20 protein-coding genes are annotated in these 22,880 nt (G+C 53.0%); 9 read left to right on the top strand and 11 right to left on the bottom strand.

Translation table 11 applies throughout. The annotated features are described in order from the left end of the window. The first annotated feature begins 15 nt into the window (after positions 1-15). Positions 16-1,434, top strand: coding sequence for a protein kinase domain-containing protein (locus RHP47_RS12335; RefSeq protein WP_149821317.1), 1,419 nt, complete (start codon positions 16-18; stop codon positions 1,432-1,434). Between the two features lie 4 nt (positions 1,435-1,438). Here the strand turns inward: RHP47_RS12335 and RHP47_RS12330 are convergent, their stop codons facing one another. From RHP47_RS12330 to RHP47_RS12315, 4 genes are all read right to left on the bottom strand, one after another. Continuing rightward, positions 1,439-2,578, bottom strand: coding sequence for a DUF4335 domain-containing protein (locus RHP47_RS12330; protein ID WP_310840615.1), 1,140 nt, complete (start codon positions 2,576-2,578; stop codon positions 1,439-1,441). Beyond that, the gene (locus RHP47_RS12325) at positions 2,578-3,180 is read right to left on the bottom strand and encodes a DUF3038 domain-containing protein (protein ID WP_286625930.1); all 603 of its coding nucleotides are present in this window, start codon (positions 3,178-3,180) and stop codon (positions 2,578-2,580) included. Before RHP47_RS12325 ends, RHP47_RS12330 begins: the two co-directional genes overlap by 1 nt. 9 nt (positions 3,181-3,189) lie before the next feature. Then, the gene (locus tag RHP47_RS12320) at positions 3,190-3,393 is read right to left on the bottom strand and encodes a DUF751 family protein (RefSeq protein ID WP_149821311.1); all 204 of its coding nucleotides are present in this window, start codon (positions 3,391-3,393) and stop codon (positions 3,190-3,192) included. Between the two features lie 94 nt (positions 3,394-3,487). After that, complete coding sequence (locus RHP47_RS12315; RefSeq protein ID WP_149821309.1) at positions 3,488-4,126, bottom strand: HD domain-containing protein; 639 nt, start codon at positions 4,124-4,126, stop codon at positions 3,488-3,490. A 172-nt stretch (positions 4,127-4,298) separates the two neighbouring features. On the opposite strand from RHP47_RS12315, the gene RHP47_RS12310 reads away from it, so the two are divergent. The 3 genes from RHP47_RS12310 (at position 4,299) to RHP47_RS12300 (ending at position 7,226) form a co-directional block, all read left to right on the top strand. After that, complete coding sequence (locus tag RHP47_RS12310; protein ID WP_310840614.1) at positions 4,299-4,922, top strand: SMI1/KNR4 family protein; 624 nt, start codon at positions 4,299-4,301, stop codon at positions 4,920-4,922. 177 nt (positions 4,923-5,099) lie between these two features. Then, entirely contained in the window at positions 5,100-6,446 is a 1,347-nt protein-coding gene (locus RHP47_RS12305) for an AAA family ATPase (protein ID WP_286625924.1), read from the top strand. Between the two features lie 3 nt (positions 6,447-6,449). Then, positions 6,450-7,226 (top strand): hypothetical protein, encoded by a 777-nt coding sequence (locus RHP47_RS12300; protein WP_149821303.1) that lies wholly within the window; start codon positions 6,450-6,452, stop codon positions 7,224-7,226. Positions 7,227-7,415: 189 nt separating this feature from the next. Here RHP47_RS12300 and cbiD read toward each other — a convergent pair whose 3' ends face one another. The 4 genes from cbiD to RHP47_RS12280 all read right to left on the bottom strand — a co-directional run bounded on the left by cbiD (position 7,416) and on the right by RHP47_RS12280 (position 13,407). After that, complete coding sequence (gene cbiD / locus RHP47_RS12295; protein WP_286649701.1) at positions 7,416-8,519, bottom strand: cobalt-precorrin-5B (C(1))-methyltransferase CbiD; 1,104 nt, start codon at positions 8,517-8,519, stop codon at positions 7,416-7,418. Positions 8,520-8,524: 5 nt separating this feature from the next. After that, positions 8,525-9,205 carry a HEAT repeat domain-containing protein gene (locus tag RHP47_RS12290; protein ID WP_310840611.1) on the bottom strand — a complete coding sequence of 227 codons (681 nt, stop codon included), beginning with the start codon at positions 9,203-9,205 and terminating at the stop codon, positions 8,525-8,527. A gap of 107 nt (positions 9,206-9,312) precedes the next feature. Further along, positions 9,313-11,751 (bottom strand): phosphoenolpyruvate synthase, encoded by a 2,439-nt coding sequence (gene ppsA, locus RHP47_RS12285; RefSeq protein WP_310840610.1) that lies wholly within the window; start codon positions 11,749-11,751, stop codon positions 9,313-9,315. A 360-nt stretch (positions 11,752-12,111) separates the two neighbouring features. Continuing rightward, on the bottom strand, positions 12,112-13,407 hold the full coding sequence (locus RHP47_RS12280) for a glutamate-5-semialdehyde dehydrogenase (protein ID WP_310840608.1): 1,296 nt from the start codon (positions 13,405-13,407) through the stop codon (positions 12,112-12,114). A 122-nt stretch (positions 13,408-13,529) separates the two neighbouring features. Here RHP47_RS12280 and glgA point away from each other — a divergent pair, with 122 nt between their 5' ends. The 5 genes from glgA to RHP47_RS12255 all read left to right on the top strand — a co-directional run bounded on the left by glgA (position 13,530) and on the right by RHP47_RS12255 (position 19,585). Next, the gene (gene glgA / locus RHP47_RS12275) at positions 13,530-14,954 is read left to right on the top strand and encodes a glycogen synthase GlgA (RefSeq protein ID WP_286668763.1); all 1,425 of its coding nucleotides are present in this window, start codon (positions 13,530-13,532) and stop codon (positions 14,952-14,954) included. A 20-nt stretch (positions 14,955-14,974) separates the two neighbouring features. Next, positions 14,975-16,273 carry a recombinase family protein gene (locus RHP47_RS12270; protein ID WP_149821291.1) on the top strand — a complete coding sequence of 433 codons (1,299 nt, stop codon included), beginning with the start codon at positions 14,975-14,977 and terminating at the stop codon, positions 16,271-16,273. Between the two features lie 136 nt (positions 16,274-16,409). Further along, positions 16,410-17,468 carry a heat-inducible transcriptional repressor HrcA gene (gene hrcA, locus RHP47_RS12265; RefSeq protein WP_286668762.1) on the top strand — a complete coding sequence of 353 codons (1,059 nt, stop codon included), beginning with the start codon at positions 16,410-16,412 and terminating at the stop codon, positions 17,466-17,468. Between the two features lie 93 nt (positions 17,469-17,561). Continuing rightward, positions 17,562-18,710 carry a glutamine-hydrolyzing carbamoyl-phosphate synthase small subunit gene (gene carA / locus RHP47_RS12260; protein ID WP_286668761.1) on the top strand — a complete coding sequence of 383 codons (1,149 nt, stop codon included), beginning with the start codon at positions 17,562-17,564 and terminating at the stop codon, positions 18,708-18,710. After that, the gene (locus RHP47_RS12255) at positions 18,707-19,585 is read left to right on the top strand and encodes a carbohydrate ABC transporter permease (RefSeq protein ID WP_149821285.1); all 879 of its coding nucleotides are present in this window, start codon (positions 18,707-18,709) and stop codon (positions 19,583-19,585) included. The genes carA and RHP47_RS12255 overlap by 4 nt, the downstream gene beginning before the upstream one ends. Here RHP47_RS12255 and RHP47_RS12250 read toward each other — a convergent pair. The 3 genes from RHP47_RS12250 to RHP47_RS12240 all read right to left on the bottom strand — a co-directional run bounded on the left by RHP47_RS12250 (position 19,578) and on the right by RHP47_RS12240 (position 22,841). Beyond that, complete coding sequence (locus tag RHP47_RS12250; RefSeq protein WP_310840607.1) at positions 19,578-21,602, bottom strand: IMS domain-containing protein; 2,025 nt, start codon at positions 21,600-21,602, stop codon at positions 19,578-19,580. The two genes, RHP47_RS12255 and RHP47_RS12250, sit on opposite strands and share 8 nt — an antisense overlap. Before the next feature lie 224 nt (positions 21,603-21,826). After that, complete coding sequence (locus tag RHP47_RS12245) at positions 21,827-22,285, bottom strand: hypothetical protein (protein ID WP_286625915.1); 459 nt, start codon at positions 22,283-22,285, stop codon at positions 21,827-21,829. A gap of 25 nt (positions 22,286-22,310) precedes the next feature. Continuing rightward, a complete protein-coding gene (locus tag RHP47_RS12240; protein WP_149821278.1) occupies positions 22,311-22,841 on the bottom strand; it encodes a hypothetical protein in 531 nt (176 codons plus the stop codon). Positions 22,842-22,880: the final 39 nt, after the last annotated feature.

The following is a 22,880-nucleotide window of genomic DNA, read 5'->3' as shown; positions in this document are numbered from 1 at the left end:
AGGCGGTTAGACAACGTGATTACATTGACATTACTCCATCCTGTTCAAGCCACCCCAGTCCAAAGCTGGACCTTTGAGAATGAAAATGTCATCCGTATTGGCCGAGCAGTCGATAATCATGTCGTGCTCTATAGCGCGGTGGTGTCGCGTCACCATGTGGAACTCCGTCGTAATGGCTTGCAATGGGAAGTGGTCAATCTTGGCACCAACGGCACCTACTTGGATGGCAAACGCATTCAGCAGGCAACCTTGATGGATGGCGGCATCCTGCGCTTGGCACGCTCTGGACCCAATATTCAAATTCGCCTCGGTTCTGATCAGCGTCCTGCCACTCCCAATGCCCGCATGGAAACGTTGCCCGAAGGTCGCTTGGTGGATGTTGAGAAGGGCACCTATTCAGGGGAAGAAGAAGCCATTGGCACAGCCGCCGAACCCACCTCCCGTGCTGAAGAAAGCACCCCCACCTCCAGTAGTAGCAGTGCCACCGCCGAAGAGGAGGAAGAGGCTGAGTTTGCGGTGACAGGCCAACTACCGGTTCATTTACTCAGCGAGTGGCGTGCTCCCCCCGATTGCCAGCACAACCATGCCCAAGAGAACGATGTTTTTTGCATTGACTGCGGTGTGCCTCTGCGCGTCTGGAAAACCCTCGGCAACTACCAGATTATTCGTGCCCTTGGTCAAAGCAACATTTATTTGGGCTGGCGCAGTGGCTTAACGGCAGTGATTAAGGGACATAGTCTTGCGGCGTCACGCAACGAAATCCGTGCCTTTCAGCGCCAAGCGCGGCAATTGTGCAAAATCGAGCATCCGGTCTTACCCCAGTTTTGGGAGGCCTTTCAGTGCGGCAGCGATTCCTACTTGGTCTCAGAAATGATCTATGGTCAATCCCTAAAACAGCGGGTTCAGGAACAAGGGCCAATGAACGTGATTGAGGTCAGTCGTTGGCTGATTCCTGTGTGTGAATTGCTTGAGGTGCTGCACCAGCAAGACCCCCCTGTGTTGCATTTGCACATTCGTCCGTCCAATCTTATTCATCCCTACGTTAAGCGGGAAACAACCAATCTAGTGCTTGTGGGCTGGGGCAAAGCCTCTGTCTTGACCTCTGACTCAGGGACATTTATTGGGACAGTGGGCTATTCGGCGCCAGAACAGCAGGAGGGAAAACCCGAACCCGCTTCAGATCTATTTGCCTTGGGGGCAACGATGGTGTACTTGCTCACGGGCTATGAACCGGAGACCTATTTCCGCTGGGGCACCCGTGAATATCGTCTCTATGCCGAGGACATTCCCCATTTGGATCCGCTAATGGTGGATTTAATTAACTGCTTGACCCATCCTGATCCTCGGGAACGCTATCCCAACGCCGCCGAAGTCAAGAAACGCTTGCAGGAAATTGCGACGATTACCCCCGCCGTCTCTTCAAGTGCCTCATAGAACATCAATTTTCACCAAACACTTGCACGCTTCCAGAGGGCATCAACACTAACCGCAGTAAAATCGGGCGATCGCCCCCAAAGGGACTGGCAAGGGGGCTTTGCTGTAAAGGAATTGGGGTGCGATCAATAAAGCGAACGGCTGCACCATTGAGGGGCAGCGCTTGAGCAAGGGTGCCATCGGGGTTGAGCACAATGCGGTATTCCAAACTCGTGTCTAAACTAGCCGGCGGGCGCCAACGGTCTTGAAAATAGGTTTTCACCTCCCGCAGGGTGGTTGCAGGGACGGGGGTGGTTTCGGCTGGAGGGGTGATCATTGGGGCAGGTTCAATACCGGCGGGCGCGCGGTCAGCGGGAGCTTGCACCACCACATTATTTTGATCAGGGGGTTGCGGGGGAGGTGCCTCTTGGGCAACAGGGGGCGGGGGTGGCACGATCGCTGGGGGCGGCATTTCTGGCGGCGAGGGCAGCGGCACAAGGGTAGATGTTTCAGGGGCAGCTGGCGGCGGGCTAGGTAGGGGAGCCAGTTGTGGGGTTTCCGCAGGTTCTGGCAATTCTGGCAAAGGGGATGGCATCGCTAGGGGAGGCAAGTTAGGTTCCTCACGGGTGGCCTCAGAGGAAGTGACGACCATTGAAGCGGGGGGGATGAGCCAGCGTTGGGTGATAAGGGTAAAGGCAGCAACCACACCCACGGCCACCGCTGCACTTTTGGCCCAGATTGGGATTTGAGCAACAGTTGATTGGGCGCGCCCCACCAGTTCCGGCAACGGCTCCATCACGGCAGACCAGTCATCAAGAACCGTCACCAAATCGTATAGTTCTGTCAGTTGCAGAAGAATTACCCGCCCATCGGGTAGATGGAGTTCATGTTCGAGGGGCGATCGCGATCGCAGGACAAAGCCCTCTGCGGTTACTTCTGTCGGTGTTTGGTGATGACTCAAGAAAGCCTCAATATACTCGTTGACCAGCGTTTTTAGTTGATAGAGCTGGCGATCGTTACCCTCAAAGCAGAGTTTTTCTCCGACAGCCAGTGTAAAGTGGAGCGATCGCACCGGCGCACGGCGCAGCTTCTGAGTGAAGGGCAAAAATTCAGCAGCAACATCCAATTGGCAGGTGGGTTGAGAGTAGCTGAGGGTGGTACTCATTAGACATCGGAATGGGGAAACAGGGTGGGCAATTCAGGAGCTGGTGCAGGGATTGGTTCAGGTTCCACCAACGATAGCGAGGGGGGCGCGGGAGTAGTGCGTTCTAGCAGGGTGATCCAAAGGCGACGTGCCCCTTGGGGCGTACTGTAAAAGAGCAAATCCACGAGTAAATCTAAGGCCAGTTGTGCCAATTCACGACCATCGCTGCTGTTGTCGGCCATTCGCTCTTGATACAAATTGGTGAAGCGGTCAATGTAATCCCCGAGAATGGGTTCTAAGTGGGGCGGGCGACCTTGACTCGTCTGCTGTTGCCAGCGTTCAATGGCGGTGCGGATGGTTTGCTGGTGTTGCTGCGCTAAGCGGGTGCAGATCAAGGCCAAGGCACGGGCTTCATCCACATCCAATTTGCGTCGCCCATTACGACCTCGCCGCAGGGGACTTGATTGCCGCAGTCGCCATAACCCCACGCGATCGGGCAAATAGGCCTCAAACCCCATGGCTTCTGCCAATGCCAGTACCTCTGCCGAACCCACATGAGCCAAGGCTTCGAGACTCATCAAAATCAGGTCAATTTGTGCCTTGATGGGCAGGGAAGAGGTCATCGTGCCACCTTATGCAGCGGTTAAACCCAACATTGCGCGTAACGTCAATGCCACAAATGTGAGGAGTCCCACCATGAGGCCAATAAGGGCGATCGCGCTCAGCGGACGCTTCAAAAGAGGCACCAATGGCTCAACGACATTCCACACTACGCCCAATAGAACCGTAACAAAATACCGTTGGTAGCGCAGGACATTTTCCCAAAAGCCATCCATTGATTGATGCTCCTAACTTGGTGACGCCAGTGGGCTTGAAATTGCTTTCATGATACTACTCCTGCGGAGACTCTAGGGAAGCACCACCCTTGGCCTATACCATAGGCACATAACTAGACGGCAGCACAAAGCCCTCCCGACTCACAACGGCACGGGTCAGTTCTTGGTAGGTGTGTTGCAACTGCTCTAACAGGCCTAGAGGAATAAGATGAGCACCCTCAAAGGCAGCAATCAACTCGCGGTAGTACCAAAGAACCCCCTCTCGACCCGCCCGAAAACGTGCCCAAACATCACCACCAATGTTGCCATAGTCTCTAAGAATGCACAGTAGGTTGTGCAATTTATCACTGGCGGAGACCAGTTGAGTGTCGCGATCGGCAGTGGTGCCCTGTTGAATGTGTTTGATATAGGCTAGTTTGCGAGTTGCCCAAGGCAATTTTGCATCTCCTTCTAGGGTATTGGCCACTGAATCAGAACAGGCACGGACAATTGCAGCAACGCGATCGCCATAACGCTCACGAATAGCCTCTAGGGTCAGCAGTCCCCCTTGATCTTCAACAGCATCATGGAGCAAGCTGGCGATCGCCACATCCTCATCGGCACCATACTCAAGGGCGATCATTGATACTGCGACTAAGTGGGAAATATAGGGCACATTTGATCCCTTGCGCGTTTGTTCACGATGCAGAACAGCGGCATACTCCAAAGCATCGAGATAACGTAGAGAGGGCATCTGCTTCACCTCAAGCATCTATTGCTATTGTGCGACAGCTCTTTTCTGAAATGTGGCGTACATGAAGGGGATGCGATTCTCTTCTGTACCGGTTTTCAGAGTTTTGAGTGTCTTTGTGACAAGAATGGTATGTCTCTGCCTGCTGCCAGAAAGTATCACTGGAGAATCACTGATGAGCATTCATGAGAGCTTAGCGATCATCCTTGACTGGATGAGAAACCATGCGCCAAACGTCCTAGAAGGACTGAACCCACCCGCTAGTGCTGCTGAAATTGCCAGAGTGGAGTCTGCCATTGGCCTACCACTGCCCCCCTGCTTCAAAGAATTCCTCAGTCTGCACAATGGCGAATCTGGTATAGTCGGGGCACTACTTGGAGATGGGAATAAGCTCCTCTCCTGCGATGACATCATCCAGCAATACGAACTAGATCAAGACATTGGCCGCAGTTGCCAAGACCCTGATTTCTTTAGCATTTCCTTTTGGAAGAGTCGGGTGGCTTCCCAAGTTATTTTTATCAAAGGGGCGGTGAAACCGTTGATTTATCATCCCCACTGGATTCCAATTACTTGTATGAATGGTGACATTCTGCGATACATTAACCTTGACCCCGCGCCCACAGGGACGATCGGGCAAGTGATCGAGGTTTGTGATGAAAACTGTAGCTATGAAGTTCTTGCCAATTCCTTTGAAGAGTTACTCAGTCACGATGCTCAGCAGTTGATCGCAGGCGACTATCAATTCAATCCAGAGTATGAAGAAATTATGCTTCAAACCCCCAAAAATATACTGGAGTGATACTGGAGTGGGAAATGCCAGACTGGCTGGCACGCTTGGCTTAAGGGAGAATCACAATGTACTTATCATATTTAGATCACATTATAAAGATTTGTTAGCAAATTGAATTGCTTATTGTTGTCAAGGATAATTTTGTTGGATGTGCCTCTGAGCGCGCTCCCTGCATAGCGGCTTCCCATGGGCAATGAAGCAAATACGGAACAGAAAATTATCCTACCGTTGCTCAAGCAGTGGGGCTATCAGTCTTCTGAGTATCAAGCCAAACCTCGAATTGGAAAGGGCTACCCTGATTTTTTGGTGACCTTACCGATGGCGGGCGATCGCCCCCTGAACTATCTGATCATTGAGGTCAAAACTCCAGCGCAGTCCCGGCTGACGGGTGGCCAGCAATTGAGGTATTACATGGAAGCAGCGCAGGCTGTTTTTGGGTTACTCACCAATGGCCGAGAATACCACCTTTTGTATCAAAATCCCCTTAGAGAACCACTTCAGCAGGTGACATGTGCTTCAGGGATCCTCGATCAACAAACCATTCAGAAACTGACTAAAATTTTACACCGCTCTGCAGCCGCTGCTCTAGTGACTGCCTTAACCCAGCAAAGGCTCAAAGTCTATCATTATTTTGAAAAGGCACTTGCAAAGAGTTTTTCTATCTCCTCAACCACTTCTAAGGAGTCACCCATGATCATTACCGTCTTTAATCACAAGGGGGGCGTTGGCAAAACAACGCTAACCCTCAATCTTGGTGCTGCCTTTGCCACGATGGGTAAGCGAGTTCTCTTGATTGATATTGACCCACAGTCTAACTTAACCATTGGCGTCGGCATTAACCCCCTCAAAGATGTAGAAGAGCAAGGCAAGAAGGATATTGCTGACCTATTGCTAGAGCCAAAGGTTGGCCTAGAAGATGTGGTCTATCAAAGAGCTTGGGGCAACCTACACCTTGACATTGTTCCCGCCCACATTCGCCTAGCTGACAAGGAACCCGCACTCATCAGCACGATTGATATTGATCGAGTATTACAACGAAAACTCAAAAATCATGGCTATGACATTGTGCTGATTGATCCACCACCCGCCTTTGGTAAAGTCAATGCCATTGCTTTAATGGCGTCTGATGGGGTACTCATACCGACGCAATTTGCCCCCTACCCTATACGGGCAATAGAGTACGTTCTAGCCCGCCTTGAGGCCATGAGGGATGCCATGGAAACTCCGCCTCGACCCCTTGGAATCGCTGTGAGTATGTATAATCGTACAACATCGGCAGCTAACTATGAGATGAAAGAGAAGTTGTCGAATATTCTTGAAAAAGCAGCCAATGGCAGACAGACCGTGCAAATTCTACCCGAATCAACATGGATTGCACACCGAGTTGTGATGTTGCGAGCCACAGAGTCTCAGCAACCGATATTTAGTAGAAAATTTTATGAAGAATTAGATCGATCAGATAAAGAATCGATTGATGATTTAACGACTTCATTTGAAAATTTAGCTCGCTATCTTTTTACTCAGGCATCATAGAGTATGAGTCACTCCAATCACATCTCGAAGCACCTCGGCTTACATCAGACACATCAGGGTCAGATTCATATTGATTATCTGACAGTACCAGAGACCTACCCCAAAGACTTATTCTCTGCTTCACCACAACTGATCCGTGAAGACTTAGATAAATATAAAACCAACCTCATCCCCCTCATTATTCGTCCAGTCACTACACCAGAAGGTGAGACAGCGTATGAAGTTGTCTTCGGCAAGGAGATAGTTGAATTTGCCCGTGAATTGGGTATCCATCAATTATGGGCATCAAGAATTGAGCTTGAAGATGAAGAAGTTCTAACCTTCCAAGAAAGATTCAAATCTATCTTGCAAATAAATTCTAAAGATGATGGTTCTTATTCACAAGAATCAGAGAGAAGTAACTTAGTTGATCAAGATTCCCAATCAGTTATGAAATTATTTTCTGAGTTACAGAAGAGCTTAAATGACCAAAATAAGGCTATTGTAAATTTTCTAGAAAAAATTTTCCAAGAATTGGATAATCTGAAAAGCAAATTTAGTGAATTGCAGCAACATATCTCTAAAGAGACAAAGACTAATCTAAATCCACAAAAATCTGTGCGCATCAACTCCTATAAAAACGCTAAGAATCTTGCCAAGAGTGTTCCGAGGTTAGAGCTTAAAGAAGCTGAAAAAATTATTCAAGAAATTAAACAGGGTAGAAAATTTAAGTCTATTGATGAGTTGAAGACAATCGCACCATCAGGCCGCTGGGATGAAGTTAGCATCTCATTTGGGTAGAGCTTTCTGCAATACAGCCCTTGTATAGCCATTTCGAAAGGAGATGAGATATTTTCAAGAGGGATAGGCTATACTCAAAGCGTCATGAATATTACTCAAGAATATGAGCTATAGCTTGGACTTATTCGTGATCAGAACATGGCAGTTTGTATTCATAAGTGCTGGTACAGATTTTATTGAGTCTTTCACTTAGTATAGCCTAATCCTTGTCAAAATTAGGTTTCCTGCCTCGCTGATGGCGATAATTTGGCGATCGCGCCCAAACAAGGCACATCCCACCTGTAATGACCGCCCCATGGGAGCAGCACAATGGGCATGGATATAGGTAATGGCGCGCTCATCAATGCGGTTGGCAATGTGGCTGAGAATCTCAGGTAAGGCTTGGGGAGCCATTGTTGCTAAAAATTTGAGGGCAGCCTCAACCGTTGGTGCTTGCCACACCTGATGCAGAGTCTCTGGGTCTAAGCCTGCAAGGGCACAAAAGGCGGTGAGAATTTCGTGGCGAGCATCCGCAAGGTGGTGATGGGTATGGAAAATGCCGCCAGCGAGTTTAATTAATTTGCCGTGGTAACCCAAGAGGAGCAACTGTTGAACCTTGTGTTGAGCAGCGGCCACCAGCATTGGCCCTAGCCAATTGGCAGTTTTTACACACAGGGAAGGGGGAATCTGGAGTTGCTGCGCCACCTGAAGGCCGTTCTCGCCAATACAAAAGACGAGGATGGGAGATTTTGCTGCTTTCTGGGCTAATTCCTCGCGATAGCGATCCAGTTGCTCCGAGGCTGTGAGGGGTTGTGCTAAGGCAGTGGTTCCCAGTAGGGAGAGTCCCTCAACAATGCCAAAAGCCGCATTCGAGGTGCGCTCTGCCAAATCTCGCCCTTGGGGCAGGAGAATCGTGACGGCGATCGCCCGCTCCTTAGGACAATAGAGCAACAGGTTAGTGGTTAACAACAAGCGGGCATAGCGATAGATAGCTGCCTCGCCCGTGGCGCGATCGCGCCCAACCCCAAAGCCTCCCTCAATGTAAATTTTGGGAGCAGTTGCAGGGTCTTGCCAGCGCACCCAAGCCCAGATCGGGGTATGGCGGGTGAGATCAAGGGGATCACTGGGTTCACTGTAGGTAATGGCCAAAGCCTGTTGGTCATCTAAGCATGCCCCTTGGGCAATCCTAAAGGTTTCACAGCGATTGGGGCGTAGCAGCGCAAGGGTGATTTCCTTGGGACAGGTTCCTTCCGTAAGGCAACGCAATGCCGCCACCGCCGCCGCCGCCGCAAAAACTGGTAGCGTATAACCCACGGGTGTTAAGTAGTTAACTGAGCCAAACTAGTGCGAGCCGCTTCGGCAACCGCTTCCGCAGAATCAGTGGTCAACTGTTCCAGCAGGGGGCGAGTCTCTGGAGTGCCAATTTGGCCAAGGGCGATCGCTAGCCGATGGCGGACTTGCCAATCGGGATACTCGACAAACTGCCGCAGGTGGACAATGCTTTCTGGTTGTTTCAGTTCACCCAAGGAACCAATGGCGGCTAATTTCACCAATTCTTGGGGATTATTGAGGGCTTCCGTGAGCAGCCCAACAGCAGCAGGATTGCCTAGGGCACCCAAGGCGGCAATGATACTAAACTGCAACAGCCAATCATCGGTACTGTGGTAGGCCGTTTCTAAATCTTCAAGGGCAAAGGGAACTTGTAGGGCAGCCATCGCATCCGCTGCAGCAGCACGGACATCCGTTTCGCTGTCATGGAGCAGGCGATCGCGCAACAGGTCATGGGCTTGATTGAGATTGACGTGCCCAAGGCTGGCAATTTGACTCACCGCAGCGTAGCGGACACGGGAATTTTCATCTTGGCTGAGGGGTTGAATGAGCCGAAAGGCATCGTTGGGGTCAAGGCTACGCAGTTGATTAATGCCCCGCAGGCGATCGCCCACATCCGCTGAGGTAATGAGTTCCTGAATTGCTGCTGTGTCCACGCCAATATTCTCCACCTGATTCCTTTGATCCTACTTGCTGGCGTTACCCACAGAAAAGGGCAGAGCGATCGCGGCTTCAATTCTCTGCCCTCAGCTTAGGCGTTGTCACTGGGTTGTGCACTCTAGGCCTGTTTTTCAGCCTCAGCAATTTGCAGCATCGTCTTCAGAACGGAGTCGGGGTTGAGGCTAATGGAGTCAATCCCTTGCGCTACCAAGAATTGAGCAAACTCAGGATAGTCACTGGGGGCTTGACCACAGATGCCAATTTTGCGCCCCTTGGCCTTCGCTGTTTGAATCGCTTGCGCCACCATGCGTTTGACCGCTTCATTGCGTTCATCAAACAGGTGCGCCACCAAGGCCGAATCGCGATCCAACCCCAGCGTGAGTTGCGTCAGGTCATTGGAGCCAATGGAGAAGCCATCAAAGACTTCGGCAAAGGCATCCGCCAACACCACGTTGCTGGGGAGTTCGCACATCACATAGACTTGCAGACCATTTTCCCCTTGCTTCAGCCCATGTTTAGCCATCTCCGCCAGCACTCGCCGTCCTTCCTCTGGGGTACGACAGAAGGGAATCATCAGAATCACGTTCGTCAGCCCCATCTCATCGCGGACTTTCTTCATGGCGCGGCATTCAAGGGCAAAGCCTTCGGCATAGTTGGGGTCGTAGTAACGGGAAGCGCCCCGCCAGCCAATCATTGGGTTTTCTTCATGGGGTTCAAACTGGCGACCGCCCAAGAGGTTGGCGTACTCATTGCTCTTGAAGTCGGACATGCGCACGACCACAGGCTTGGGATAAAAGGCGGCAGCGATCGCCCCAATCCCCTGAGCCAATTTATCAACAAAGTATTCCGCCTTGTCGGTGTAGTTTTGAGTCAGCTCGGCAATTTTCCGTTTTGCCCCTTCATCGGTCAGTTCATCGTAGTGCAACAGCGCCAAGGGATGGGTCTGAATGTGGTTAGCAATAATGAACTCCATACGTGCCAACCCCACCCCATCATTGGGAATTGCCGCCAAGCTGAAGGCTTCCTCGGGGTTACCCACATTCATCAAGATTTGGGTGCGGGTCCGCGGCAGATTTTCCAGAGCCACTTCCTCCACATGGAAGGGCAGTAATCCCTGATAGACGTGCCCCTCTTCCCCTTCAGCACAGGAAACTGTGACCTCAACACCATTGGGGATGGTTTCGGTGGCATCGCCACAACCGACAATGGCAGGAATGCCCAACTCACGGGCAATAATCGCCGCATGGCAGGTGCGTCCCCCCTGATCGGTGACAATGGCACTGGCTTTTTTCATGATGGGCTCCCAATCAGGATCCGTGCGGTGGGTCACCAGCACTTCCCCCGCTTGGAACTGATCGATATTGCGGACGTTGAGAATGACGCGGGCACGGCCTTGGCCAATCATTTCGCCAACTGCCCGACCTGTGGCGAGCAACGTCCCTTTTGCTTCAAGATGGTAGCTGCGCAGGACATTCGTGGCTTTTTGGGATTGGACGGTTTCGGGGCGGGCTTGGACGATAAAGAGTTCACCCGTGAGGCCATCCTTTGCCCACTCAATATCCATCGGTGTATAGGTACCCCGCAGAGCAGAGTAGTGCTCCTCAATGAGGCAGGCCCAGCGGGCTAGGGTGAGGATTTCTTCGTCGCTGAGGGCAAATTGTTTCCGCAGTGGCTCAGGCACGGGTTCATTGCGGGTGAGCTTCGTCCCGCCAAGGGCATAGACCATGCGGATTTCCTTGGTACCGAGGGCTTTTTTCAAGATGGGTTTATAGCCCGCCTTCAACGTCGGCTTAAAGACAAGGTATTCATCGGGGTTGACGGCACCTTGGACAACGTTTTCACCCAAGCCATAGGCGGCAGTAATCAGCGCTGTGTCCTTAAAGCCTGTTTCCGTGTCAATGGAGAACATCACACCAGAGCAGGCCAAGTCGGAGCGCACCATTTTTTGCACCCCCACCGACAGGGCCACATTGAAGTGGTCAAAGCCTTTGATCTGGCGGTAGGAGATTGCCCGATCCGTAAAGAGTGAGGCAAAGCAGCGATGACAGGCATCGAGAACGCCCTTGAGACCATGGACATTGAGGTAGGTTTCCTGCTGACCGGCAAAGCTAGCATCGGGCAAATCTTCAGCGGTGGCACTGGAGCGAACCGCCACGTCCGTATTTGGGCCATAGCGATCGCACATTTTTTGGTAGGCGGCAGCAATCGCATCCGTCAATTCTTGGGGAAACGGCGTGTGCAAAATTAGCGAGCGGATCGCTTGCCCCACGCGGTGGAGTTCTGTGACATCCTCGACATCGAGACCTTCAAGGAGCCGCCGCAGTTGGGTATCAAGATTTCCCGCTTGAATAAAGTAACGGTAGGCATAGGCCGTGGTCGCAAAACCATCGGGGACATTAATGCCTTTGGGCGTCAGTTGTTGGAGCATTTCCCCCAAAGAAGCGTTTTTGCCCCCTACCAGTGGCAGGTCTTTGCAGCTCAAGGAATTCAGTTCTAAAACAAACGCTGTTTCCCGATGGGTCACTTCACTGGTTGGTCTAGGGATGGATTGAGTCATTGTTATGCTCCCAAACATTAAGTTTCATTGATTAAATTGCCGTTTGCTGTCCCTCTGGGGATGCAACAGCAGTGCTTGAGCCGTTAAAGTTTTGAGTGTCTTTGGCTCCCTTTGCTATCGTGAATCTGTGAATCACCTAACTGCACGCAATTCCCAAGTCAGACTTGTCCGTTGACAAACGCAGGCTGCTCCTTTGCTCAAACACTGGGTAAAGCACGCAATACATTTCCAACGGAGACTGGATAGGCAAAGTTTGCAGCGGTCATCATCTGCACGGTGGTTAAATCACTATTGCCCTATATCTCCATTCTGAAACAGACAAATTGGCTTTGTTTGTTGCTTAACAATCCCTTAAATTCGTTAGGATTCCAAATCACGATGGGTAAAGGGTTTGGCATTGGCGCCGCTATAGGTTGCCACAATGTGGCCATTCCCCACCAGTTGGTATTTGTAGGTAACTAATCCCTCTAGCCCCACCGGGCCTCGCGGCGGTAATTTGTGGGTACTGATACCGACTTCAGCGCCAAAGCCATAGCGGAAGCCATCGGCAAAGCGGGTGGAGCAATTGTGAAAAACGCCAGCGGCATCCACCTCTTGCAGAAAACGGGCGGCGGCGGCAGCATCCTCGGTAACAATGGCTTCAGTGTGCCCCGATCCATAGGTGGCAATGTGATCCAGCGCGGCATCGAGATCGGGAACGACTTTGATGGAGAGGATCAAATCGCAGTATTCTGTCGCCCAGTCGGCTTCACTGGCAAGGGTCATGGGCACGAGGTGGCAGGCGATCGCGTCCCCCCGCAATTCCACCCCTGCTTTCTCAAGGGCAGCAGCCACTTTGGGTAAAAAGGCCTCGGCAATGCCCCGATGGACAAGAAGCGTCTCAATGGCGTTACAGGCGGCAGGGTACTGGGTTTTGGCGTCGAGGGTAATGGCGATCGCCTTCTCCAGATCCGCAGCGACATCCACATAGAGATGACACAGACCATCGGCGTGCCCCAGCACAGGAATCCGCGTGTTGTTCTGGATATAACGTACAAATTCATTGGAACCTCGCGGAATGATCAGATCAACCCATTGATCGAGTTGCAGCAATTCCGTAATTTCTGCCCGCCGCATCAGGAGGGCGATCGCCCCAGCGGGCACTGCCGACTTCTCTAGCCCTCTGTGAATGGCCTGCATAATCGCTTGGCAAGAGCGACTCGCCTCCTGTCCTCCCTTGAGAATGGCGCCATTCCCCGATTTAATTGCCAAGGAAGCGATCTGCACGACGGCATCGGGACGCGCTTCAAAAATTACCCCCAGCACCCCCAAAGGGCAGGTGACGCGACTGAGAATTAAGCCTGTATCCAATTCGCGATGGAGTTGGCGCTGACCTAGAGGATCCGCAAGGGCCGCCACTTGACGCACCCCGGCGATCGCCGCCGCTAGTTTACTGGGACTCAGTTCCAACCGCGCATAGAGAGAAGGATTGAGCTGATTGGCCTTGGCCTGCTCACAGTCGGCAGCATTGGCCGCCAGAATCTCCTCCCGCGCCGCCTCAAGGGCACAGGCTACCTGTTCTAAGGCATCATTGCGGGCAGTGGCATCCAGCGTCGCCAACAGACGCGCCTGCTCATGAACTTCTTTGACCCGTTGCACGAGGGGAGAATCGGTCATAGGGATTGTCAATTCCAAAGACGTATCAAGGGCGATCGTACGCCAAATTGTCCCGCACTTGTGGTAGGTTAACGGCAATTGCGTTGCCCTAGAATTGGCCAAAAAACAGGTTCAGGAGGATCATGCGAATTCTATTTGTTGCTGCTGAGGCGGCACCGCTGGCGAAAGTGGGGGGCATGGGAGATGTGGTGGGTTCCCTGCCCAAGGTGTTACGCCGCATGGGACATGATGTGCGCATCTTTATGCCCTACTATGGCTTCTTGCCCGACAAGGTGGAGATCCCCAAGGATCCCATCTGGATTGGCCATGCCATGTTTCAGACGTTCCATGTCTATGAAACCGTGTTGCCGGGGTCGGATGTTCCCCTTTACCTGTTTGGCCATCCCTGCTTTAATCCCCGCCGCATCTACTACGGTGAGGATGAGGACTGGCGGTTCACCTTCTTTGCCAATGGGGCAGCAGAATTTGCTTGGAACTACTGGAAGCCCCAGATTATCCATTGCCACGATTGGCACACGGGAATGATCCCAGTGTGGATGCATCAGGATCCCGACATTACCACTGTGTTTACAATCCATAACTTGGCCTATCAAGGGCCTTGGCGGTGGCGCCTCGAGCAAATTACTTGGTGTCCGTGGTACATGCAGGGGCACAATACGATGGCGGCAGCCGTGCAGTATGCCGATCGCGTCAATACGGTTTCGCCCACCTACGCCGAACAGATTAAAACCCCCGAATATGGTGAAAAATTGGAAGGGCTGCTGTCGTTTATTAGTGGCAAGCTCTCCGGCATTCTCAATGGTATTGATACAGAGGTCTTTGATCCCAGTACCGATCGCGCCCTTGTGCAAAACTACACCGTAGATACCCTCGAGCGGCGTAAGGCCAACAAAATTGCGCTCCAAGAGGAACTGGGGTTGGAGGTGAACTCCGGTGCTTTCTTGGTGGGGATGGTCACCCGCTTGGTGGAGCAAAAGGGGTTGGATCTGTTGATTCAGGTGCTGGATCGCTTTTTGGCCTACACCGATAGCCAGTTTGTCCTCTTGGGAACGGGCGATCGCTACTACGAAACCCAAATGTGGCAAATTGCCTCACGGTTTCCGGGGCGCTGTAGTGTCCAGTTGCTCTACAGTGATGTCCTGTCGCGGCGGATCTATGGCGGTGCCGATGCCTTCATTATGCCGAGCCGATTTGAACCCTGTGGCATTGCCCAAATGATTGCCCTGCGCTATGGCTGTGTACCAATTGTGCGCCGTACCGGTGGCCTTGTGGATACCGTCTTTCACCATGACCCCGAGAAGCAAACGGGAACGGGCTACTGCTTTGACCGCTATGAACCCCTTGACTTCTACACCTGTCTAGTGCGGGCTTGGGAAGGGTATCGCTACAAACGGGAGTGGCACACCCTCCAGCAGCGGGGTATGCGCGAGGACTTTAGCTGGACAAAATCAGCACTAGCCTACAATGCCCTCTATAACTCCATTTATGGCTTGCCGCCGGAGACCATGCCCAATCCTAGGCCAACCCTAGTACCGGCAACGACCTGATCCTCAGGACGATGTAATGTGTGGTCATTATTGCCTACGAGTACATTGATCCCCTCTGGCAGCCCCTACCCGATCCCCAAGTGTGGGGGCAGGAGATTGACCACTGGGTACTGGATGCGGAGGCTGCTCGGCCGCAGTTGCGGTACTGGTTGCAGCGGTTAGCACCGGGCTATTGGCTGTTGCACCAATTAAGTGCCCTTGGCCAAACGGTGATGGAAGTGAGCGATCGCCTGCGGCAACTGGAGGCAGCGGGTATTACGGTGATTGCCCTAGCCGAAGGCTACGTGAGCGATCGCCCCCCCAGTGGCGATCAACTCTTAGCCCTTTGGGATCAGGTAAAGCAGCAACTCCACCAGCAAACCCTCTGCCACAGCCATGCCCGCAATCGTCTCAAGCACCGTCCGCCGCCGGGTCGTGCTCCCTATGGCTATCGCCGCGGCAAAGAGCACTATGTCATTGATCGAGCGGCAGCCGTTGTCGTCAAGGATTTTGTCGAGCATTTTCTCCTCTATGGCTCCCTCAGTGCGGCGGTGCGCTTTATTGCCACCACCCACCACAAGCAGATTAGCGTAGCGACCGGTCGGCGCTGGTTGACCCACCCCGTCTATCGCGGCCATCTCTACTACCAAGGGAAAACGGTGATTCCCCAGACCCATGCCCCCCTGATTGCCCCCGATGAAGCGGCTCAGGTGGATCGGCTGTTGCGACGCCAACGCTCTCTGCCTCGTCGCAGTGCCAGTGCCCCCCATCCTCTGGCGGGATTGGTGATTTGCCGCCAATGTCAGCAACGCTTTGGCCGGACTCAGGTGCAACCCTACCGCCAACCGAGCCAATATGCCTATTTGCGTCCCCTCCACTGTCCCCTCTCCCCCAAGTGTCGCAGCATTCCCTACGACGCGGCTTTGGCTGCTGTGATTGATCAAATTGCTGAGCGCCTGCCGCCCGCGATCGCCCAACTGTCGCTGCTGCCGCCACCGCTGACGGCTCAACTGCAAGCAATTGAAACCCAACTGCACCGCCTTGCCGAACTAGAAGCCCAAGGCCTCTTGGATCCCGAAACCGCTCAACTGCGCCGCTATAAACTGGCTGGGGAACGGGCACAACTTGAAGCACAGCAGGCGCAATTGCCTCCTAGCAATCTTGTGCAACTAGCGGTGACCCTTGGTCAGCCGCAATTTTGGTACCAACTCTCGGCAGCGGAGCAACGGTTTTATCTACGGGAATTTTTGCGGGCGATCGAGGTGACCAGCCGCCCCTGCCAGCCTTGGTCGATCCATCTGCAATTTATTTGGGAATCCCCCATTGGCAGTACTGCTTAGCCATTTCTAGCTGAGTTTTTAGTCACAAAAGACCAATCGCCATAGCGGCAAGTTGCAACTCAGAATTGCTGAAATACAAAGGCTAGTTTATAGATAGATAAAAAACACAGATAACAAGTCACAGGTGTAAGGGGTTATGACGATTGAACTCAGCGATCGCCAAAAGCAAATTCTGGGCGCCACCATTAACCATTACATTGCCACCGCAGAACCTGTTGGCTCAAAGGCGATCGCCACGGAATACAACCTCAACGTCAGCCCGGCCACGGTGCGCAATACGATGCTGCTCCTCGAAAAAAGTGGCCTGCTTTACCAACCCCACACCTCCGCAGGGCGGGTGCCCTCTGATTCTGGCTATCGCGTCTATGTGGATGAACTAATCCAGCCCATTCCCGATGTGGCTCGCAAAGCCGAGAGCCTCTTGAGTGAGCGGTTTATCTGGGGACAACAACGTCTTGAGGTGATCTTGCGGCAAGCGGCGCAGTTGCTCTCAGATCTCAGCGGTTACATTACGCTGATCACGCTGCCCAATCGTTTGGAGCGGCAGATTCGCCTCATTCAGCTGGTGGCTTTAGAGCCGCACCAAGTGATGGTCATTCTTGTTCTCGATACCTATGAAACCCAATCCGCCCTGATCCAATTGGATCAAGGGGAAGAGGAGCCTGAGCTGCGGGAGCGGACTGTACAGGTACTGACCAACTTTCTTAACCATCAGTTGCAGGGGCGATCGCTGGTGGAACTCAGTGCCATTGACTGGCAAAAACTGGATTTGGAGTTTCAGACCTACAGTCAGCAGCTTCAGACCCTACTGCGGCAGTTGAGCGATCGCTACAGCCAGCAAGGCACCTCCTTTGTCATCAGTGGTCTTGCCGATGTTCTCCAGCAGCCAGAGTTTTCCCAAGTGGAGCAGGTACAAATGCTACTGCATCTTCTCGAAGACCAACAGGATCAACTGGCTCCCTTGATCAGTAGCGACAGCCAAGCCCCCTCGCAGGTGCAAATCCGCATTGGCAGTGAAAATACCTTAGCGCCGATGCAGTCCTGTACATTGGTTTATTCCTGCTATTGCTATGGGGACTCCCCCGTGGGCAGTATTGGCATTCTAGGGCCGACGCGGATGCCCTATGCACGGATTATTCCCCTAGTGGCCACAGCGGCAGATTATCTAACCGAACAGGTGAGTCGCCGCAAGTAAGAAAATCAAAACATCAGAGAATTCTTGTGCAGTCAACGGCCGGCTTTATCATGCACAATAAACTATTGGGCTTTCCCAGTTGGAGATATTGAAATGCCGACACCCGCCTTGCTGGTTCTTGCCGATGGTTCAGTCTTTCGCGGTTTTTCCTTTGGGGCACCGGGAACGGCCATTGGCGAAGTGGTCTTTAATACCGGCATGACGGGTTATCAAGAGGTACTCACTGACCCTAGCTATTGTGGTCAAATCGTGACATTCACCTACCCTGAGTTGGGCAATACCGGAACCACGCCCGAAGACGATGAATCCGATCGCCCCCAAGTGCGCGGTGCGGTTGCTCGCAATATCTGTGACATTCCCAGTAACTGGCGATCGCAACAATCCTTACCTGATTACCTCAAAGCCCATCGCATTCCCGCAATTTATGGGATTGACACCCGCGCCCTCACCCGCAAAATTCGTACTGTCGGTGCCATGAATGGCGGCATCTCCACGGAAATCCTTGATCCCATTGAACTGCTGCAAAAAGTCCTTGCCGCTCCCAGTATGCAGGGACAAAATCTAGCCAAGGTGGTGACCACCCGCACCCCCTATGAATGGACAGAGCCAACGCCCCCGGCCTGGGAATTTCGTCCCCAAACGGCCAGCGAAGAGCCACCGCTAACAGTTGTGGCCATTGACTTTGGTGTGAAGCGCAATATTCTCCGTCGCTTGGCCAGCTATGGCTGCCGTGTGATTGTCGTGCCGGCGGATACGCCAGCGGAAACGATTCTCAGCTATGACCCCGATGGCATTTTCCTCTCCAATGGCCCCGGCGACCCTGCGGCGGTTCAGGAAGGCATTGAAACCGCACGCAAATTACTGGTGGCTCAGCGTCCCATGTTTGGCATTTGTCTGGGGCATCAGTTGTTGGGACTTTCTTTGGGGGCGGAAACCTTCAAGCTGAAATTTGGTCACCGGGGGTTGAACCAGCCCGCTGGCCTGACGCGGCAAGTGGAAATTACCAGCCAAAACCACGGCTTTGCCATTACTGAAGAATCCCTTGCCCAAACCCCCGTTGAGATTACCCACTTTAACCTCAATGACAAAACCGTTGCCGGTCTGAAGCACCAAACATTGCCGATTTTCTCAGTGCAGTATCACCCTGAGGCCAGCCCCGGCCCCCACGATGCTGATTATCTCTTTGGCGAGTTTGTGGCGCAAATGCGTGCCTATCGTCAACAGCACCCCCGCAGCCAATGAAAGGGCGATCGCTCACCTCCTATCTCTTTCTTGCCCCTGCCTTGGGGTTACTCACACTGACGGTCTTTTGGCCAGCCCTACAGGCCTTTTTCCTTAGTTTCACTCGCTATGAGATGGATCTCCTGAGTCCGCCTGTGTGGGTGGGATGGGCCAACTTTGCGCAATTGTGGCGCGATGGTGTTTTCTGGAAAACCTTGGCCAATACTTTCCTCTATTTAGTGGTCGTGGTGCCGATTCTGGCGATCGCCCCCCTGCTGTTGGCGATTTTGGTCAATCAACCCCTGCGGGGCATCCACTGGTTTCGTGCTGCCTACTACAGCCCCGTGATTATCTCAATGGTGGTGGCGGGGATTGCTTGGCGCTGGCTCTATGCCCCCAATGGCCTCTTCAACCAACTGGTACAGGGTCTACATCTGCGGGACACCCCGATTCCTTGGCTGACAAGTCCCCAACTCGCCCTCTTTAGTGTCATGGCCGTCACGATTTGGAAAGGCTTGGGCTACTACATGGTGATCTATCTGGCGGGACTTCAGGGGATTAGTGGTGAACTCTACGAAGCGGCAGCACTCGATGGTAGTGACGGCTGGCGACAGCATTGGGATATTACCCTACCGCTGATGCGTCCCTATATTCTTTTGGTGAGCATTATCTCAGCAATTTCTGCCACGAAGGTCTTTGAAGAGGTCTATGTCATGACCCAAGGGGGGCCTCTCAATAGCTCCAAGACCATTGTTTATTACATCTATGAGAATGCCTTTCAGCGCTTAGAGATCAACTACGCCTGTACGATGGGATTGGTCTTATTCCTATTTATCCTGTCGTTGTCTCTCTTGAATCTCAAGTTTGGCCGACAGGTGGAAATGCCCCTTAGCTAACCACCTGCATGCGTTGAATCAACCATTGATTGCCGCGACGGGTAAAGGTGTAAATGACGCGGTAGGGATCGCTATAGGAAATATCATTGCGTAGCGTCCCCTGTTCATAAAAACGGGCATCCTCATTGACTTCCGCCAATACATCCACGCGATCGCTGCCTCGGGGACGGACTTCCTTCACTTCTAGGTTCCGCAGGGTATAGACCCAATGGCTACCCTCGGATTTTAAGCTCTGTGCCCGCGATCGCCAGCGGCTGAGTTCTGGCTCCGCCAAAATCGTTGCTAGTTTGTCCATCTCAAATGCCGTGCCAAGGGCTTGGGCTTTAATTTGCTGCCACGTGCGGAGGCGATCGCGTGCCATCTCCGGCGTTAAGGTGGTGGCTAAGGTCGTTGGTTGTGGCGTTGGGGTTGGCGTTGCCACAGGAGTTGGCGTCGGGGTCACTGGCGGTGGTGGGGGGGCTTCAGCCGTTTTGGCTGGCCAATAGACTTTTGCCAAGGCGCCCAACCCAACAAGAACAACCCCTGCACCCATCCAAAACCAAGCTTGACGTTTTTTGTGGTGACTGGTTGGCGGGCGGCGCCGTTTGGGAGTGGATGCTGGGGGCGTGTCGGTCTCCGTGGCGGTTGAAGAGCGGGTAGCAGCCGATGCCGAAAAGCCTTGACCCAGCCCAGTATGATACTCCAAGGGCAACGTTTCCGCTGTGAAGGAGACGGGCGGCGGCACGGCCACCGTTGGTCTAATGACTTCGGGGAGGGCAGAGGCAGTGGTGCTGGGCGGTTCAGGGGCAAAGGAGTCGTCACTGAGAGCTTCTAGGTAGGTTTGGATATCGGGATCCGCAAAGTAGGCATCCAAGGCCACCGGCGTTTCCCCCAAATCCCGAAAGGCAGGATAAATTTCTTCCCGTAGCCATTGCTCTGTGTAGTAGTACAGCCCCGGCAGCAGATCGCTGGAGTCATGGGAATGACGGCGGATAAAGGCGAGACTCTGCTGATCTTGAGATTTATCGAGAGCGGCCAGTGCCTCAGCAGGTTGACCCAACAGCAGTAAACAACTGGCCAGTTCAAGGTAGATGTCTTGATTGGGAGAGAGTCGCTCTAGTAAATCCTTGGCGCGGCGAATATAGCTTGGCTGAAGTTCCTGTACACCCCGTGCCACCAGCGCATGCACTGCCAGATAGGTCGCTACTGCTGAGGGACGGCGGGATTCTCGTTCAAAGAGTTCCTGTTGCTCTGCTACGGTGAGATGGCTGCGCAGTTGCAAAATAAATTTCAGAAAATCCTCAACCCCAAGGCCAGAGTGATCGTCATGGCGACCTTCAATCCCCCCGCGATCGCTGAGCATCTCCCGCAGCAATAAAATACCCCGCTGCCGATTCACACTATCGGATAGCGGCAGTGCCAGTAACTCCAGAATGTGGTAGGGACGTAGGCGATTCAGTTCCGTCTGAAACTGCTCTTGGAGTTCAGGAAACAGGTTCGCCCGCTGAAGTACCCCTAGACCGGCTTCGAGGCGAGAGGCGGCTGCTTGGTAGGACTGCCGCTGCCATTCCTCGCGTCCCAATTCCAAATAGGCCAAAGCCACAGTCAGCGTAATGTCAGCAACGACGGCAGAGGAAGTATAGGGGCGGTTGAGATCAAAAGCATCCCCCTTTAGGAATTGTTCTCCCAGTTTGACCACTTGGGAGTAGTTCCCCAGTTCATAGAGCAGGAGGAGCGCCCCCGAAAATTGCTGATCACTAATTTCAAGGTGGGGAGCGGTGGTATCGGGATCCAACTGGGCAATTAAATCATCAGGGTCAACGGCACGGCGGTGGCGATCGTAGGCATGGCGCTGCTCAGGTTCTCGCAAAACCGCATAGGCTTGCTCAATGAGTTCACGACGGGTGGCAACGGTGGTGGGGGAGTGTTGATGGGTGGGCAGTTGCAACAGCCGATCCTGAAACGCTTGCTCGATTTGCTCCGGCGTTGCCTGAATTGGCACACCCAGCACTTGGTAATAGTCGAGGGGAATGCGCACCTGAACCCAAACCTCTAGAGATAAACCAGTCCATCAACCGCAACACGTGCCTTGATTTAGGAAGAACAGGGAACCCCTCCAAAAATGGCTAAGGGTTTAGAAATTACACCAGAAGCCTTTGGGAATGACACTACAGAGGATTCCCAGAAAAAAGGGAGCATCAAGCGTTCTAGGGTATCACAATTTTTGCCCCTCAGTGCGAGTTTGCGCAGAGATTGGCTGGCTTAGCCGCGCACTTTTGCTGTAAAGCCAGAGGCCTTAAATTGCTCCAACTGCAAAGGTGTTGGTTGGTCGTAGGGCACGCTAATGCGAATTTCAAAATCGCTAATGCCAGGTGGAATCACATCAATTGCCCCAACCCGTGTGCGGTTTTGCAACACTGGATTGCCATTGGCATCGTAGATGCGGCCAAAGACATCGGCATCCACCACTGTTTTGCCGGATTTATTCTCTGCTTTGCCAGTAATCAGGTAGCAGTTGGCCTTGAGGGTGGTCCCCCCGGGTGTAACTGAACCTTCACCAATTTCTGGCGGGCATTCATGGTAACTGAGGTCAAAGAGCCGCACTTGAATAGCGGCGATCGCCGGCAGCGTGGCGATACTTGACCAGCACAGGACACTCAGGAGCAAACACACCACTGCTCGACGCAGATAGGCCACAAACCGATTCGCACTCATGGTCATCGCTCAGCACTTCAACACGCCCCTATTATCCCACAGTGGTCAAAATCCACAGATCAACCGCTCCCAAGAGCAGCGTAAAGACGGCCAAAATACCGTACATCCAAGGCTGAGCAAGGGGCTTAACCACCTCTGTGGGCAATCCGGTATGGGTTTCAATGGCACGCATCATTTGGGCAAACCCCGCCACTCGCATCGGCAGAAGATACCCCTGACCTGTGGCAGTGACTAGATAATAGACCAAGCCCCCTTGGCTGGTACTGCGGGGCTGAAGCCCTTGAATCTCTGACCAAGCCAGTTGCCACTGCCGCCGCAGGAAGGGGGGCACCCAACCGGGATAGGTGAGGCAAATCCCTTGCGCGTCCAGTTCTACCCGCTGACTCAGTGCCCCCCAGAGCAAAATGCCCCCACAGGCGATCGCCCCCCAAAGCAGCAGGGGTGAAACAGGCGCCGCCGTCTGTGCCGCCAAAAAGGGGAGAGGAAGTGTGAGTGCGCCATAGAGGGCAATGAGCGTTCCAGAAATCAGGGGCGAGGTTTTGAAGCGCAGAGGTTCAGTCATGGTTGTTGCTGAGTTATTGCCTAAAGGGTTCATGATCAT

It is taken from the genome of Thermosynechococcus sp. QKsg1 (assembly GCF_031586415.1).
GTDB lineage: Bacteria > Cyanobacteriota > Cyanobacteriia > Thermosynechococcales > Thermosynechococcaceae > Thermosynechococcus.
This window is presented reverse-complemented; position numbering and strand designations above follow the sequence as displayed.

What these genes read in the sequence shown, in the direction of transcription:
- RHP47_RS12330 (WP_310840615.1), bottom strand. Translation starts at nt 2,578, where the DNA reads ATGAGTACCACCCTCAGCTACTCTCAACCCACCTGCCAATTGGATGTT.
- RHP47_RS12325 (WP_286625930.1), bottom strand. Translation starts at nt 3,180, where the DNA reads ATGACCTCTTCCCTGCCCATCAAGGCACAAATTGACCTGATTTTGATG.
- RHP47_RS12320 (WP_149821311.1), bottom strand. Translation starts at nt 3,393, where the DNA reads ATGGATGGCTTTTGGGAAAATGTCCTGCGCTACCAACGGTATTTTGTT.
- RHP47_RS12315 (WP_149821309.1), bottom strand. Translation starts at nt 4,126, where the DNA reads ATGCCCTCTCTACGTTATCTCGATGCTTTGGAGTATGCCGCTGTTCTG.
- RHP47_RS12310 (WP_310840614.1), top strand. Translation starts at nt 4,299, where the DNA reads ATGAGCATTCATGAGAGCTTAGCGATCATCCTTGACTGGATGAGAAAC.
- RHP47_RS12305 (WP_286625924.1), top strand. Translation starts at nt 5,100, where the DNA reads ATGGGCAATGAAGCAAATACGGAACAGAAAATTATCCTACCGTTGCTC.
- RHP47_RS12300 (WP_149821303.1), top strand. Translation starts at nt 6,450, where the DNA reads ATGAGTCACTCCAATCACATCTCGAAGCACCTCGGCTTACATCAGACA.
- ppsA (WP_310840610.1), bottom strand. Translation starts at nt 11,751, where the DNA reads ATGACTCAATCCATCCCTAGACCAACCAGTGAAGTGACCCATCGGGAA.
- RHP47_RS12280 (WP_310840608.1), bottom strand. Translation starts at nt 13,407, where the DNA reads ATGACCGATTCTCCCCTCGTGCAACGGGTCAAAGAAGTTCATGAGCAG.
- glgA (WP_286668763.1), top strand. Translation starts at nt 13,530, where the DNA reads ATGCGAATTCTATTTGTTGCTGCTGAGGCGGCACCGCTGGCGAAAGTG.
- hrcA (WP_286668762.1), top strand. Translation starts at nt 16,410, where the DNA reads ATGACGATTGAACTCAGCGATCGCCAAAAGCAAATTCTGGGCGCCACC.
- carA (WP_286668761.1), top strand. Translation starts at nt 17,562, where the DNA reads ATGCCGACACCCGCCTTGCTGGTTCTTGCCGATGGTTCAGTCTTTCGC.
- RHP47_RS12255 (WP_149821285.1), top strand. Translation starts at nt 18,707, where the DNA reads ATGAAAGGGCGATCGCTCACCTCCTATCTCTTTCTTGCCCCTGCCTTG.
- RHP47_RS12245 (WP_286625915.1), bottom strand. Translation starts at nt 22,285, where the DNA reads ATGACCATGAGTGCGAATCGGTTTGTGGCCTATCTGCGTCGAGCAGTG.
- RHP47_RS12240 (WP_149821278.1), bottom strand. Translation starts at nt 22,841, where the DNA reads ATGACTGAACCTCTGCGCTTCAAAACCTCGCCCCTGATTTCTGGAACG.